This window comes from Pedobacter sp. GW821-FHT01D05 (assembly GCF_059422505.1).
The window spans coordinates 686,046-700,563 of sequence record NZ_JBWKXA010000001.1; the positions used below are offsets into that span (position 1 = coordinate 686,046).

Consider the following 14,518-nt stretch of genomic DNA (forward strand, 5'->3'; position numbering starts at 1 on the left):
TCTGATAAGATTATTTTATCGTCCCTATTTTTTGTGAAAAATTTTACGAGTGTTTTAAGATTTTGATAGATTTCTTAGGTTTTATTTTCCATATGATTTTTTGCTTTAAAAAAGTAAGGGGATTTTTCAGGTAGTATTTTACTTCTTATTGGGAAATGATTTATATTAGCAGTTTACGCTCCAATTTCAATTAATGAGAGAAAACAAAATATGTGGTTTGAATTTGTCAGGCGGTACAATCGAGTACTTGAATCAAGAAAGCATCAGCATTTATCCCGGTAGCCTGGGAAAACAGGTGCGAATGAAATATCCGCATTATGTTCGAAGCTTAAGGGTAAATCCGCAAGCTGATATACCAAAGAATCTGCACGAATATAGTAAGATCATTATTGACCTGACTACAGAGACTATCGTAGATTATAGATCCGAAGATCACAAAATAAAAGATCAGAAGTCCCACCGTGAAACATACTTAGAGTGTTATGAGCCTCAGTCGATTTTCGATCCGACAGCTGCAGTACTCAGTCTTCTTCAAAATAAGTTGAACAATGCTTTGCAGCAGGGTGCATTATTAATAGTTTTTTGTGGAAAGAATGAACTGATTGAATATCATTTGAATGGTGAGCAGGGATCTCGCTATGAAAGGCATATATATTCCTTTCTCCCAAACTTTCCTAATATCGATAATCGCCAAGGGGAAATACTGAAGCCAGAATTAGGTAAAAATGAGGTTTATAATCTTGTGAGAAGATATACATCTGGGGCTAAATATCATGTCACGTTCGATTTGCCACAGACTTACAATGATGGCAAACCGAAACTTGTAGATAATTATTTTCCTCTGATGTATTCACATGATGATGAGGTTGTGAGTTTTTTTATTCTTGATGGTAAATCCGGAATTTTCTTTTTTCCGGATATTGAAAATAAAGGTCTTTTTTTAAAGGAATTTTTTACCCAGGCTGCTCCTGAGTTGTTACCGAGTCTTTTTCCCAATGAGATAAAAGATAAATGGTTGGAAAATAAACGCTATAATTTGCCTAACCAAGAAAAGCTACTCACTGAACGTCTAGAGATTGTTGAACAGTTCGAAGAAAAGCTTAAGGAAAAAGATTTGGAAATCGAGCATAATAATTTGGAATATGGGTTTCTAAAAGACTTACTCACTGGAACGGATAAGGCATTGGTAGCCGCGGTAATAAAATTTCTACACTGGTTGGGTTTTGATACTGCCATTGATGCAGATACACTCGAATCAGAAGCCGGGGTTTTGGAAGAGGATATCCAGATTGAAACTGATAAAGGACTTATCATTATAGAGGTGAAGGGAATAGGTGGGACTTCTACGGACTCTGAATGCAGTCAGATCAGTAAAGTAAGATTTCGCAGAGCTAAACAACGCAATGATTTTAACGTGTTTCCACTTTATATTGTTAATCATCAGCGGCATCTTCCAGCAGATAAACGGCTAAATCCCCCCTTCAATTCCAATCAGATGAATGATGCGGTGAATGAACAGCGAGGGATGTTAACCACTTGGCAGTTGTTTAATGTATTTACGCTGGTGAAGAAAGAGATACTTACAAAAGAGGAGGTGCGCGCTTGTTTCTATCAGACAGGATACATTGAATTTATCTCAGGGTGTAAGAAATACTTAGGTCATCCAAAAGAATATTTTAAAAATAATACAGTGGTAATTCTCGATATGGAAGATGAACCTAAAGTAAAAGTTAATGCTGAGCTTATAGTTATATATAACGATACTATTCAGGTTGCCAAAATATTGTCTATTCAGCTTGATGATAATGATGTTATCGAAAGTGCAGCAGGTGAGGTAGGTCTTCAGTTCGATATATCTATTAAAAAGGGAAGCAGATTATACTTTTAGTCTGGTTTCATAGCCCCTCTTGATCGTTTTTTCAATCATCTTCTCTGTTCTACCATATCCATTAAACTGAGCCCAATGGTAAGCAACCGTTTAAAAAATGAAAGTAAAATAGTTTTTCATTTAACACTTTTAACAAATTGAAAATCAAAATTATCTTAGAATGCAATTAAAAGAATCTCTTGTTTACAAAAAACTTGAATCTAAATTCGAACATAGTCTCCAAGATTCGAACAACAATCAAATCTTATTTTCAGGACCTTTGGAAGTGGGAAAACTACATTCCTGAAAAATTATTTTGAGACAAGAAAAGAATATAATGTATTTAGAGTCTTTCCTGTAAACTATGTATTGCATGAGAACTCAGATATTTTTGAGATTCTAAAATATGACATCATACTAGAGCTTGTAAATAAAGGAGCATTTAAAGAACCGGATATAGATAAACTTACCAAATATGTCTTCTCGATATCCCAAAGCATTGATCAGGCATTAGGCAAAATGATCAATTTATTCAGTGATACCGGCAAATCTGTAGTCGAGGTCGCCGAAGTAATGGAGAAAAGTATTGAGAAAAACCAGAGTGTCTATGCCCAATTGAGTGATCCATTGCTATCAGTACAGGCATTCTTAAATACCATAAAAAAGTATAAAAAGTACGCCCACAACGATTACATTACCTCCGTCATACAAGAAAAACTGACACTATTAACGAATAAAGCAAAAGCAAAAAATGTCCTAATCGTTGATGATATGGATAGAATAGATCCTGAACACTTATTTCGCATCATATCGATATTTAGTTCCCATATCGATATGGATACACAAACAAATAAGTTCGGTTTTGATAATATCATTTTTGTAGGAGACAATGAAAATTTTAGATCGATGTTTTTCCATAGATACGGTATTCAAAATAACTACAACGCCTATATATCTAAATTGTGTTCAAAATCTCCATTTAACTTTGATCCGGATCAAGAACTATATTTTCAGATGGTCGAAATCATTTCGGGTATCAAGTTTAAATATCTTGATTCAGCTAAAGAATTTCATATTTATGAAAACAAGTCTGCTTCTGTTATTAGGTATTATAATTATATTTTATGTGCTATGATTAAATCTGGAGCCCTCTCACTTAGGGAGTTAATCAAGTACCAAGGGATCCATCAACTATCAATTAGAAATGATGATCACGTGGGGGTTTTTAACGGTTTCCTTGATGAGTTTTCGATTTTCAATTTGACAATGCTACTCAATCGCATTATACCTGCCGGGCTATCACGCGCGCTTGAGGGCTTATTAGAGAATACTTTAAATGCAGAGAAAATTGTTAGAAATGGGGGGATTGATAAAAGAGCACTAAATTCAGATCTCTCTATAGCTCCTCTTGAATTTTTTTTAGTTGAAGAATCAAACAATGCAGAAAATAATGGGCTCACAAAATCCGTAAAGGTAGATGGCGAAGAATTATTAGTAATATTCAGTAAAATCGATCCTCATGATCGGTTGTCGATGAGAATACCAAAAGACAATGCCAATGAACGGCAAGTTATTGTAGCAACGATGGAAGCTATTAAAAAGATGCAGCCATATTTATCTTAATCACATAAAAACGAATGATCTTAAAGAAAAATGGCTTCGAGAATGCGATGAAAAAAGTGTCAGGTTATTTAATAAAATAGAAGATAATCCGAGTTTAAGGATAACTTAAAGTTTTGTTGCCCGAAATTTCTTGAAAGTACCTTTTTAATATTTGTCTGATTTTTTCATAAAACCTGCGATTCAATTAATTATTTTAGCTGTACAAAGCATAATGCAACAAAATGGGTTTAGATATGATACCAATGGGCAAACCAATGCCTGGTCGTGAAGCTGATTTTAAAAGAATCTTCTTGGAACTTATTAATTTTAAGGAGCCGAAAGTTTCTTGGTTGGATAAGTTTAAAGGAAAGAAAGTAGATGCCAAAGCTGTGTTGTATCAGCAATGGCTTGATTTACAGATTTCTTCATTTGAAAGCTTGGGTGCACCAATGGTAGGTAGAGATAAAAGTGCTGATTTTTGGGCCGCTCAGAAGTATGAGGAGAGTGAAAAAAAATCCAGCGCTGAGGATTTTAGGAAAGAGTTGGATGGTCATTATGTTCTTGATCTTATTGATGATTGTGACGGGATTGCAAAATACATCTCCAATTCTTACGACCGAAATGTTTTTAGAGGCGAGTTCATGCGAGATTGTTTTGCGTTGATTGGAGAGGAGCTTGCGGGTGAAGCTTGGGAAACTAAATTTGCAGAAGATGCTCTTGACTATGGAAATAGGCTTATGGCAGCTGCAGATGCCATTGCGATCGAAAATCGGATGGAATACCTAAAGGTACAACGGGAGTTACCTGAGACTTTCGATGAGGAAAGTATCGAATCTCAACTTCATATTATTTATTCCCTAGCCAGATGGCTGATTTTTTATGGCCAAAGAGGTCATGGTTATGAAGCTGATTTCTGATTTATAATGGCTTAATAATGAATAACGATCTCCTTTATCAGAAGCCTTAATTGAGGAGCTTATGCATCCCCATTAGAATTACAGGCTATTAAAGGATATACTGTTATATACTATTGGCTAAGCAATAAAATAAACTAAAAATAAAAACCATGAGAGCAATTAATCCCTGGATCAACTTCAATGGCAATGCCGAAGAAGCGTTTACTTTTTACCAATCAGTTTTTGGCGGCGAGTTTACAAAAATTACCCGTTTTAAAGACTTATCAGGTCCCGATTTTCAGGTAGCCGAAGAGGAGGCCAATAAAATCATGTATATCGGTTTGCCGCTTGGCAAAAACAATGTGTTAATAGCCAACGATGTTCCGGGATTTTTGGGACGAGTAAGCGAAAATGAAAACCGGTCTAAAATACACGTGAATGCCGAAAGCCGTGAAGAAGCCGATCAAATATTTAACGGATTATCAGCAGGTGGAGAAGTAGAAGGACCAATTGATGATAGCCCATGGGGTACCTATGCCGGCATGTTCAGGGACAAATATGGAATTGAATGGATTGTAGAGTTTGATCCGAATTATAACAGTTAAGATAACTGGTCTTTTCGCCGGCTCATTGCGTGTGGCTGATTGGTTTCATCAACAACTTTACCTTAACACTTTGAGCATGGGTATTAATGAAAAGAAATTAGGATGGCAACAAAATAAGGCGCTTTCGTTAAAAGCATAAAAAAAGAGGGAGACTTTTCAGCTCCCTCTTTTTTATCTGATCTGTATTTTTTATTTGATCTGTATTTGGTTTATTTATAAAGGTAATTCATAGCAATCACGTCATTTGCGTTAAAGCTGCGGTCACCGCCGTTAGAACAAGCAAGCATAAAAGATTCTGCATCTGCTTTTGAAGGTGTTCCTGGGATTTGTATCGCACCAACTCCCGCTGCTCCTTCATTAGAACGTCTTCCTCCACAGCTATATGCTCTGTTCATATAGTCAGTATGGCGAAATCCTATACAATGTCCAACTTCATGTTGTAAAACAGAAGCTACGTACAATAAATTAGGATTAGTTCCATAGGCATTAACATTCGTATTCATTTTAACCTGGTTAAATGGTTCTCCGCTTGAAGTAGGAAAACCAGACGAACCTAAAGTGATATAACCCCCACTTGGTCCTTCGTTAAATCCAAATACGTCAATGTTACCTGTAGTGCCTGTACTTGCCCTTTGAAAAGTCATGCGCAGGCCTAACGAATTGTATCTTGAAATCATGAGGTCAACAGCATCACTATATACCTGTGGTAAATTGGTAACCGAAATGGTAATCACACGTGGTAGTGCTTTAACAAGATTTGTTGTGCGGTATTGTTCGGTTTCAGCAATGTTTAAATTAGGACTTAAAGATTTTTCATTTAAGTTGGCGTCTGTTAAAAGGATGTCTCCTTCAACCAGGTAACCGTTATCAACTTTACGTGCATTTTCGACACTAAATCCCAGGCTTTTTATTTGTTGTAAAGTATTTGCTGATATTTCGGCTTTATTGTCAGTTTGTTCAGAAGTATTGTTCTTTTTGCATGAAGATACGCCGAGAAATAAAGCGCATAGTATGCCTAATGATAAAAATTTGGTGTTTTTCATGTTTAAGTTAGTTTAGGTTAATGTGTAATGATCAGATGAATCTAATATATAAACAAATTATATGTAATCAAATAGTTACAGTGTTTTTTTAAACGAACACTTATGGTTTTGTTTTTCAAAAGAGCTTGCCTGATCATTTAGCAGTGGTGGATGATTTAATAAAAAGTGTTTTCGCTTAAGACATTTCACCTAGCCGTAAAGCCCCTTCAACATTGTCGCATATCACCACCGGCAAACTCGAATTTACCTGCCATCTTTGTACAGTAAGGAATTAATATTTAAAAAAACAAATTAATGGAGCAGCTACCATTCCAAAAACGGGCGAAACCGAAAAGCCTTAAGAGTAGGAAATTAAAAAAAGAATTTTATGTCAAACAACACCGTTTCATTGCACAGAGTTTTAAAAGCGTCGCCAGAAAAAGTATACCGTGCATTTACCGAACCTTTGGCAATTGCTTCATGGTTACCTCCATACGGCTTTCTTTGTACTGTTCACGAAATGACAGTAGCATTAGGAGGTTCTTTTAAAATGTCGTTTCATAATTTTTCTACCTCCAATGGCCATTCATTTGGCGGAAAATACCTTGAAGTAACACCAAATGAGTTTTTAAAGTATACCGATCAGTTTGATGATCCAAATCTGCCTGGTGAAATGATTACTTCAGTTTGGTTGAAAAAGACATTAGTTGGTACAGAAATTAAAATTACTCAGGAAGGAATTCCCTCAGCTATACCTGTAGAGATGTGTTATCTGGGCTGGCAGGAATCACTTGAAAAGTTAGCTAAGCTCGTCGAACCAGAAATACCAGATGCTTAATTAAAGGAAAATATTTTTTTGAAAGACATCACTCCAGCTAATCTCACAGCTTAAACCCCTCTAAAGTAATTTTGGAGGGTTTTTTTGTGCGCTTACCTGATATTAAGCGATTTTGCCAAAGCGGCCGCCTGTATATTTTATTTCCATTTTAATACCGCTACCCATAACACACCCTTCGAATATCTGCAAAGGGTAAGGATAGAATCAGCCAAAAAAGCCATCGAAATGAACCATAAAGATCTGCCATTTATTATGGAAGATACAGGATATAACGATTTGAAAGCATTCAGGAAAATCTTTAAACGCATTACGGGGCTATCGCCTATGGAATACAAACGAAAATATGAGAGGGGCCCGATCATCAATTAGCGAGGTATGCAGGGGAGAATAATAAAAACAATAAAACCATAATCAACAATAATAATCCATTAACCCAATAACGATTTTTCCAGGGCTTTAAATCAACAACCTGTTTGTTCTGGGCCACATAGGGAGTTTTCAATGGATATAATCTTCCTATAATGAGCATAATGGCGGTGGTAACAACAAAAAGAATAGCCAGTACATGCAGGAAGTGGATGCCGGTATCAAAAACCATTTGCGTAAGGATATAGGCAACAAAGCAGAATCCCAGACCTATTTTCGCGGCAATTGGCGGAACTTTTTTGGTTGCAAAGCCAACAAACATAATGGTAAAGATGGGAATACTGAATGCCGCATTTATCTTTTGCATGAAGGTATAAAAGCTATCATTGGAAAATATAAATAAGGGTGCAATAAACATGGCCAATAAGGAGGCAAACATTTCAAATCTTTTCGAGCTTTTTAACATCCTGGCCTCGGTAACCACGATACCTTTCTTTTCTTGGGCTGGTTTGTAAATGTTGAGGATAAACAATGTACTTGCGCTGTTTAGTCCTGGGGAAAATGAGGTAATGGCAGCGCCAAAAATAACAGCAGCTATAAAACCGCTGAGCACAGGGGGCGATACATCGCTTACCACCCTCGAAAAAACTTCGGTGGTATTCTGCATATTGCTGTATAGGTGAACGGCAATAATCCCTGGTAACATAAATAATAGGGGCCCAAGGAGTTTTCCTGCGCAGGCCAGTGCAATTCCTTTCTGACTGGTTTTGAGATCAGATGAAGCCAGCGCTTGTTGCACAATTACCTGTTCGGTGCCCCAATAAAAGAGGTTCATCAAAATCATGCCGGTAAAAATGGTCGAAAATGGAATGGCATCGCCTGTTTTTCCTATAGAATTAAAGTGTTCGGTTTTTGAGGTAAGAATGGTGTGTATGCCATTTTGCAGGTCACCATTTCCAACATGTCTCACGCCAAAATAAGCCAGTAATAATGCTCCGGTAAACATGCAGGCACCCAATACCAGGTCAGAAATAACGATGGCTTTTAAGCCGCCCAGTATAGAATATAAACTGCCCACAAGCCCGATGCACCAAACCAAAATCCAGATGCTGCTGCCATAACTGATTTTCCAGATATCGGAAAAGTGAAACAAGCCATTTAACGCCACAGCACCACTATAGAGTACTATAGGCAAGAGGTTAACGAGGTAACTGATCAGAAAAAGAAAGGATACGAGTTTCTTGGTTTGCGGATCGTACCTACTTTCCAGGAAATCGGGGGTAGTAGACATGGCGCCCTTCAAATAAACCGGGATCACAAATTCTGAAACCAATAACATGGCAAATACAGAACTTACACCCCATGCCATTACCGTCATATTGTTGATGTATACCGATTCGCTACTGCCGACAAATTCGGCCGCACTGATGTTGGTGAAAAATAATGCACTTCCTACAGCGGTAAAGCTTAAGGTACGGTTAGCCAGAAAAAGCCCTGCTGAGGTTGTAATTTTATGCTTTCGGGTTTTAATCCACGAAATTAATGCAACCAGAAAGGTTACCACTATAAAAGTAACGAATGCCGTAGTATTCATGTGCTTTAGCTTATATAGAATTTCTTCTGATGAGTATTGTTGGAATGATTTCCTGTATTTTTTCTTTTTTTAGCACCGCCTTTGCGACTTTTTTACCCATTAACGAAAAATCGGCCGAATAAGTGGTAATGCCTCCACCTATAAGTCTTTTATTACCGTTTCGCGGGCAAAACCAAGTTTTTTAATCAAAACATTGATAGAAGGCAGCGCTTCTCCTTTAGAAATAATCCTTTCATCAATGGCATAAATAAATCCCTGAACAAACTGCTCATGTTTTGAATAAGAGGGTATTTTTTCGAAAATAGTGATCATAAAGTAGATTGGACTACACTAGTCTATAGGTTTTGAATTCTTGTTCGCCTTTCGATTACAAGGTAATAAAATTCAGCTAATCAATAATCGAAAAAAAATACTCCAGACCTCATTTTGTTTCGTATTGATCTGTAAAGGTAGTTTGCATAACGATAAAGGCACAAAATAGACTAGATTAACTTCATTCCATCATATGCTTATTTTATTTTTTTTATGGCGTAGGCAATGTGGTTAAGTTAAGTACTATGCCATTGTCAGTCTGAGCTTGTCGAAGACTTTTCTATGGTCGAAAACGGAAAAATATTTGTCCTTCGACAGGCTCAGGATGACAATTTTTTTCGTTTTCTCCTTAAAAATTAATGACATTGGGCGTAGGGGTAAATACAAATGTTGTTGTCATACTTTCAAAACACAATAAATATTCAATTATTTAAAAACAAAAAAGTATGAAAATGAACAAGTTTTATTTATTAGTTGCTGTTATGGTTATTACAGCGGGAGTGGCAAAAGCACAAGATGCAGACCTGGTATTTGGTGTAAAAGCTGGTGTAAACTATGGAACATTGCCAACAAGTTTAAAGGCCATAACAGATAAAAAAGGAAAGGTAGGTTATAATTTTGGGGTATTTGCACGGGTTGGGAAATCGCTATATTTTCAGCCAGAATTGAACTATGTTAGCTTTAAGAGTTCATATGTTTATGCAGCTAACACTTATAGCCCTAAATTTAACCAACTTAACTTACCGCTTATGGTTGGATATAAGCTTATCGATACGGAGGCCTTAAATTTCAGGGTATCTGCCGGGCCTGATGTTAATTATACCCTTAACGAAGCAAAAGGGCCAGTTGGGTTTGATTATAAAAAGCTTAATTTCGGTGGAGTGATCAATGCTGGGGTAGATATTGGCAATATCAGTATCGACGCCAGATACAGCAGAGGCCTTACCAAAATTAATAAAGGCCTGAATGAAAAAACAGGTTTGTTTAATCTATCTGTAGGATTTAAATTGTTTTAAGACACTTCTTTATTTCTCTGGTTCATAAGTTTAAATACTGAAAGAACATAAATCCATTTTTCGCTAAAGAAAAATGGATTTTTTTGTTAACTTCTTAAATAACATTTCTTTAGTTAAAAGAAACTAAATTAGTTTTATTACTTTTGTTGCCAAACGAACTATTTAAGTCTTGTGTCATGTAATATCATTTGCATATAAATGTTGAATGACCTTTCCCACCCGGGGAGGGAGTAATTACTATTTATTTTTTACTTTACTTATTACAATATGGCTATTTCACAAAAATATGGTCGTACTTATCACTATCCGTTTTCGCCGGGAACAACCAGCGATGACAGGATCCAGCACGACTATTGGGAATATTTACAAAAAATCCCTACACTTATACACACCGAAAAACTCGATGGCGAGAATAATTGCCTATCTAAATACGGCGTGTTTGCCCGCTCACATGCGGCACCAACAACATCACCATGGACCGAAAGTCTTAGGCGTTTTTGGCAATTTGCAAAACATGATTTGGGAGATTTAGAAATCTTCCTGGAAAATTTATATGCCATCCATTCTATTGAATACCGGAACCTGGAACATCATTTTTATGTATTCGGTATCCGCGAGGGCGACCATTGGCTCAGTTGGGAAGAAACGCAGTTTTATGCAAATATGTTAGATTTGCCAACCGTTCCTGTGATTAAAATAGAACAAAAACCAGAAAATCAACAGCAATTCGAAAAAGAAATACTCGAGCTGGTGAAGGCCCCGGGTAAATTTGATCCCTACGATGTTTACGATAAAACACAGGTTACTATGGAAGGAATTGTTAGCAGGAATGCCGATGCTTATGCCGTTGATGATTTTGCCCAAAATGTGTTCAAATACGTACGCAAAGGCCATGTTAAAACTAATGAGCATTGGACTAGAAGCTGGAAACGTGCATCACTGCTAAATGAAGGAGGTAAGCATGTGGGCATTAAGTGAAAATAAACAATGGGCTGATCTTGAAATTCGCTTTGACTGGGTAAAGCGAATGGCAGGTGTTCAACAAGACTCACGCTATCATGCAGAAGGTAACGTGGCCATACATACGCAAATGGTGTTAACCGCTTTACAAAATGAACCTGCTTTTAAAGATTTATCTGAACAAGATCAGGAAATTTTATGGGCAGCTGCTTTATTGCACGATGTTGAAAAATACAGTACTACTGTTTTTGAAGCAGACGGAAGCATTACCTCAAAAGGACATGCGCGTAAGGGAGCTCAGTTTGCTAGGCAATTTCTGTATCAGGTTGAACCAACGCCTTTTGCCATCCGTGAGCAAATTGTAGGCTTGGTGAGGCATCATGGTTTGCCAATTTGGTTGTTCGAAAAAACCGATCCTGTGAAAGTTTTAGTTAAAGCAAGCATGGAAGTTAATCTGCAATGGTTATGTTTATTGGCAAAAGCAGATATGCTTGGTCGTATTTGTGATGATCAGGAAGAAATGTTATATCGAATAGCTTGTTTCGAAGAATTTTGCAGGGAAAACAAATGTTGGGAAAATCCATATAGGTTTAAATCAGACGCTGCACAAATGTATTTTATGCAACATGATGATGCTTATTTAGATTACATCCCATTTGATGAACCAGTAACGGAAGTTGTTTTGATGAGTGGTTTGCCTGGGGCCGGAAAAGACACCTATATTAAAACACATTACGCAGATTGGCCAATAGTCTCTTTAGACAGTATCCGTAAGGAAAGGGGCATATCTCCAACAGATAAAGCAGGTAATGGAAGGGTAATACAAGAAGCAAAAGAGCAAGCCAGGGTTTATTTGCGTAAACAGCAATCGTTTGTTTGGAATGCGACCAATACAACAAGCCAGATGCGCATGCAGTTAATCGATCTGTTTAGTATTTACAAGGCAAAAGTAAGTATTGTTTATATTGAAGTGCCTTACCAACATTTGCACGTTCAGAATAAAAATAGATCTGCTATTGTACCTGCTGGAATACTTAATAAATTGGCGCACAAACTCGAAGTGCCCGCACAGTGGGAGGCACATCAGGTCGTTTATCAAATTCGATAACAGCTGTTTTAAGTTCGCAATTACGCGAGCTATGGTAGAAATCATTGGGAAAACATCTTGTTGCTAATACAGCCCTTCAGCGTATTCTGAAGGGCTTTTTTATGCCTCTGACAGTATTTTGGATTTTTATTCCATTAATTTATAAATGAAATCACCTTTTAATATGGGCTAAATTCTTTAAAAACTAAAAATGTGTAACTTGAATCCATAAAACATATATCAAAATGAAATATAACCGGCGCGATTTTATAGGCGGTAGCATGGCCCTCACATCTGCTTTATTTTTAACACCAATGGAAACATTTAGCACACCTTCTTCCGGAACTGAAAAATGGACAAATGGCTTCGCCCTAAAAATCATGGCGCCGTATTGGGGTTTTAATGGCTCGGTAACCGATTTTTGTAAAAAAGCAAAAGATTCAGGCTATGATGGAATAGAGATCCTTTGGTCGGCAGAAATTGCAGAGGAGTTATTTAGAGCGTTAAAAAAATATCAATTAGAAGTTGGTTTTCTTTGCCGCGGAGATGAAGCCCTTCCAGCACCGCACTTTGCAACTTTTAAAAAAGTGCTTAAAGAAGCCATTGAGCATCGATATCAAAAACCTTTGTATATAAATGTTCACTCCGGAAAGGATTTTTTTCAATATCAGGACAATAAAAAATTCATTGATTTTACTGTTCAGTATGCTAAAGAAACAGGGGTTCCAATTTATCATGAAACCCATCGGTCGCGTATGCTTTATTCGGCTCCGGCATCACTACAATATTTACAGCAAAACCCTGATCTAAGACTAACGCTCGATATTTCTCATTGGTGCAATGTGAGCGAAAGTTTACTCGAAGATCAACCGGAAACTGTGGCACTTGCCATTTCACGTACCGATCATGTTCATTCCAGGGTTGGCCATGCAGAAGGGCCGCAAGTAAGCGATCCAAGAGCTCCGGAATGGAAGCAGGCAGTTGAAGCACATTTTACCTGGTGGGACAAAGTTGTTGCCATAAAGAAACAACAAGGTAAAGTCCTTACCATGTTAACGGAATTTGGCCCGCCCAGTTATATGCCAACCATTCCGTTTACCAACCTTCCAGTTGCCGATCAATGGGAAATAAACGTATATATGATGCAGACCTGGAGAAAAAGATATTTGTAGGTTTTCCAAGAACAAAATTTCTTAAGCTGCAATATTAGTTGCCTTAGTTTAAATTGATTAGTCGATATGGTGTTGATAACAACTTTTTTACCATTTGTTTAATTTAGTTAAACAAATGTTTAGTAATTATGCATCGTTTATAACGATAGATTATTAAGGTTTTTATGAGAACAGTTTTTTTCAACATGATGGTAATATCTCTACTATCATTACCGGCAATGGCCCAGCGTAAAGCTCCGCACGTATTAATTATCGGCCTTGATGGCTTTAGCGCCGAAGGGTTTAAAATGGCTAAACATCCAAATCTTGATAAGTTATTCGCCGATGGTGTACTCTCGTTAACTACAAGGCCTGTAATGCCATCGGTTACCTTACCAAATTGGACAAGCCATGTAACGGGTTCCGGACCGGAGGAGCATGGAATTACAGCCAACGATTGGACGCTGCAGAAACACACTCTGCAGCCAATAGAAACAGATGCAGACGGCTATTATCCATCTATATTTAAAGTATTAAAAGACGGGGTTCCTAATGTTAAAACGGCTTATTATTATAATTGGAAAGAACTGATTAACCCAATTAATCAGAAATACCTGGATGAAGTATCTTTTGAAGAAAAAGATGAGTATAAAGAGAACTACCAGAAAGCTTATGATTTTATGGTAAAAAACAAACAGAACCCTACACTTACCTTTTTGTACAGCGTACACACCGATCATGCAGGGCATGGTTTTGGTTGGATGACCCCGCAATATATTAAGGCTATTGAAGAGGCTGACTTTGCAATAGGTACTTTACTGGAAAAATTAAAAACCGCTGGCATTTATAAAGACACTCATTTCTTGTTAATTACCGATCACGGAGGTGTAAATAAAGGTCACGGTGGTATCTCGATGGCAGAAATGCAGGTGCCTTGGGCAATTACTGGCCCACAGATTAAAAAAGTTGGATTAATTACCTCTTTTAATAGCAATAAAAATACGAGTTTAGTATTGGCAAAAATTTTCGGACTCACTAAATTGCCAGATGCATGGACAGGAACAATACCAAAAAATGTATTTAAATAGATTTACAAGGAGAAGATCTGTATAATAAGGTAGCAAAAGATTAAACCGGATAATGGATTTTCATTACCCGGTTTTTTATTGGTTAATTACATTGAGATCTATTCCTTTTGGTGA

14 protein-coding genes are annotated in these 14,518 nt (G+C 37.1%); 11 read left to right on the top strand and 3 right to left on the bottom strand.

Annotation, left to right across the window (positions count from 1 at the left end; genetic code table 11):
- Nucleotides 1-193: 193 nt before the first annotated feature.
- The 4 genes from AC07VK_RS02770 to AC07VK_RS02785 all read left to right on the top strand — a co-directional run bounded on the left by AC07VK_RS02770 (nucleotide 194) and on the right by AC07VK_RS02785 (nucleotide 4,970).
- A complete protein-coding gene (locus tag AC07VK_RS02770) occupies nucleotides 194-1,888 on the top strand; it encodes a hypothetical protein (protein WP_492958176.1) in 1,695 nt (564 codons plus the stop codon).
- A 348-nt stretch (nucleotides 1,889-2,236) separates the two neighbouring features.
- Nucleotides 2,237-3,490 (top strand): hypothetical protein, encoded by a 1,254-nt coding sequence (locus AC07VK_RS02775; protein ID WP_492958178.1) that lies wholly within the window; start codon nucleotides 2,237-2,239, stop codon nucleotides 3,488-3,490.
- Between the two features lie 221 nt (nucleotides 3,491-3,711).
- On the top strand, nucleotides 3,712-4,386 hold the full coding sequence (locus AC07VK_RS02780) for a hypothetical protein (RefSeq protein WP_492958180.1): 675 nt from the start codon (nucleotides 3,712-3,714) through the stop codon (nucleotides 4,384-4,386).
- A 149-nt stretch (nucleotides 4,387-4,535) separates the two neighbouring features.
- Complete coding sequence (locus tag AC07VK_RS02785; RefSeq protein WP_492958182.1) at nucleotides 4,536-4,970, top strand: VOC family protein; 435 nt, start codon at nucleotides 4,536-4,538, stop codon at nucleotides 4,968-4,970.
- Nucleotides 4,971-5,179: 209 nt separating this feature from the next.
- Here AC07VK_RS02785 and AC07VK_RS02790 read toward each other — a convergent pair whose 3' ends face one another.
- On the bottom strand, nucleotides 5,180-6,013 hold the full coding sequence (locus AC07VK_RS02790) for a M57 family metalloprotease (protein ID WP_492953167.1): 834 nt from the start codon (nucleotides 6,011-6,013) through the stop codon (nucleotides 5,180-5,182).
- A 367-nt stretch (nucleotides 6,014-6,380) separates the two neighbouring features.
- Here AC07VK_RS02790 and AC07VK_RS02795 point away from each other — a divergent pair, with 367 nt between their 5' ends.
- Both AC07VK_RS02795 and AC07VK_RS02800 read left to right on the top strand, forming a co-directional pair.
- A complete protein-coding gene (locus AC07VK_RS02795) occupies nucleotides 6,381-6,830 on the top strand; it encodes an SRPBCC family protein (RefSeq protein ID WP_029276549.1) in 450 nt (149 codons plus the stop codon).
- 84 nt (nucleotides 6,831-6,914) lie between these two features.
- Nucleotides 6,915-7,199: a helix-turn-helix domain-containing protein gene (locus AC07VK_RS02800; protein WP_492958184.1), complete on the top strand. Its 285-nt coding sequence runs from the start codon at nucleotides 6,915-6,917 to the stop codon at nucleotides 7,197-7,199.
- Here AC07VK_RS02800 and AC07VK_RS02805 read toward each other — a convergent pair.
- Complete coding sequence (locus AC07VK_RS02805; RefSeq protein WP_492958186.1) at nucleotides 7,192-8,790, bottom strand: solute:sodium symporter family transporter; 1,599 nt, start codon at nucleotides 8,788-8,790, stop codon at nucleotides 7,192-7,194. The two genes, AC07VK_RS02800 and AC07VK_RS02805, sit on opposite strands and share 8 nt — an antisense overlap.
- 138 nt (nucleotides 8,791-8,928) lie before the next feature.
- A complete protein-coding gene (locus AC07VK_RS02810) occupies nucleotides 8,929-9,102 on the bottom strand; it encodes a hypothetical protein (RefSeq protein WP_492958188.1) in 174 nt (57 codons plus the stop codon).
- Nucleotides 9,103-9,554: 452 nt separating this feature from the next.
- On the opposite strand from AC07VK_RS02810, the gene AC07VK_RS02815 reads away from it, so the two are divergent.
- The 5 genes from AC07VK_RS02815 to AC07VK_RS02835 all read left to right on the top strand — a co-directional run bounded on the left by AC07VK_RS02815 (nucleotide 9,555) and on the right by AC07VK_RS02835 (nucleotide 14,404).
- On the top strand, nucleotides 9,555-10,118 hold the full coding sequence (locus tag AC07VK_RS02815) for a porin family protein (RefSeq protein ID WP_492958190.1): 564 nt from the start codon (nucleotides 9,555-9,557) through the stop codon (nucleotides 10,116-10,118).
- 267 nt (nucleotides 10,119-10,385) lie between these two features.
- Nucleotides 10,386-11,096, top strand: a complete 711-nt coding sequence (locus AC07VK_RS02820) for an RNA ligase family protein (protein WP_492958192.1) — start codon at nucleotides 10,386-10,388, stop codon at nucleotides 11,094-11,096.
- Entirely contained in the window at nucleotides 11,080-12,186 is a 1,107-nt protein-coding gene (locus tag AC07VK_RS02825) for an AAA family ATPase (RefSeq protein ID WP_492958194.1), read from the top strand. Before AC07VK_RS02820 ends, AC07VK_RS02825 begins: the two co-directional genes overlap by 17 nt.
- A 224-nt stretch (nucleotides 12,187-12,410) precedes the next feature.
- Complete coding sequence (locus tag AC07VK_RS02830; protein WP_492958196.1) at nucleotides 12,411-13,337, top strand: sugar phosphate isomerase/epimerase family protein; 927 nt, start codon at nucleotides 12,411-12,413, stop codon at nucleotides 13,335-13,337.
- Between the two features lie 164 nt (nucleotides 13,338-13,501).
- Nucleotides 13,502-14,404 (top strand): alkaline phosphatase family protein, encoded by a 903-nt coding sequence (locus tag AC07VK_RS02835; protein WP_492958198.1) that lies wholly within the window; start codon nucleotides 13,502-13,504, stop codon nucleotides 14,402-14,404.
- Nucleotides 14,405-14,518 lie beyond the last annotated feature (114 nt).

What these genes read in the sequence shown, in the direction of transcription:
- AC07VK_RS02770 (WP_492958176.1), top strand. Translation starts at nt 194, where the DNA reads ATGAGAGAAAACAAAATATGTGGTTTGAATTTGTCAGGCGGTACAATC.
- AC07VK_RS02780 (WP_492958180.1), top strand. Translation starts at nt 3,712, where the DNA reads ATGGGTTTAGATATGATACCAATGGGCAAACCAATGCCTGGTCGTGAA.
- AC07VK_RS02785 (WP_492958182.1), top strand. Translation starts at nt 4,536, where the DNA reads ATGAGAGCAATTAATCCCTGGATCAACTTCAATGGCAATGCCGAAGAA.
- AC07VK_RS02790 (WP_492953167.1), bottom strand. Translation starts at nt 6,013, where the DNA reads ATGAAAAACACCAAATTTTTATCATTAGGCATACTATGCGCTTTATTT.
- AC07VK_RS02795 (WP_029276549.1), top strand. Translation starts at nt 6,381, where the DNA reads ATGTCAAACAACACCGTTTCATTGCACAGAGTTTTAAAAGCGTCGCCA.
- AC07VK_RS02805 (WP_492958186.1), bottom strand. Translation starts at nt 8,790, where the DNA reads ATGAATACTACGGCATTCGTTACTTTTATAGTGGTAACCTTTCTGGTT.
- AC07VK_RS02810 (WP_492958188.1), bottom strand. Translation starts at nt 9,102, where the DNA reads ATGATCACTATTTTCGAAAAAATACCCTCTTATTCAAAACATGAGCAG.
- AC07VK_RS02815 (WP_492958190.1), top strand. Translation starts at nt 9,555, where the DNA reads ATGAACAAGTTTTATTTATTAGTTGCTGTTATGGTTATTACAGCGGGA.
- AC07VK_RS02820 (WP_492958192.1), top strand. Translation starts at nt 10,386, where the DNA reads ATGGCTATTTCACAAAAATATGGTCGTACTTATCACTATCCGTTTTCG.
- AC07VK_RS02825 (WP_492958194.1), top strand. Translation starts at nt 11,080, where the DNA reads ATGTGGGCATTAAGTGAAAATAAACAATGGGCTGATCTTGAAATTCGC.
- AC07VK_RS02830 (WP_492958196.1), top strand. Translation starts at nt 12,411, where the DNA reads ATGAAATATAACCGGCGCGATTTTATAGGCGGTAGCATGGCCCTCACA.
- AC07VK_RS02835 (WP_492958198.1), top strand. Translation starts at nt 13,502, where the DNA reads ATGAGAACAGTTTTTTTCAACATGATGGTAATATCTCTACTATCATTA.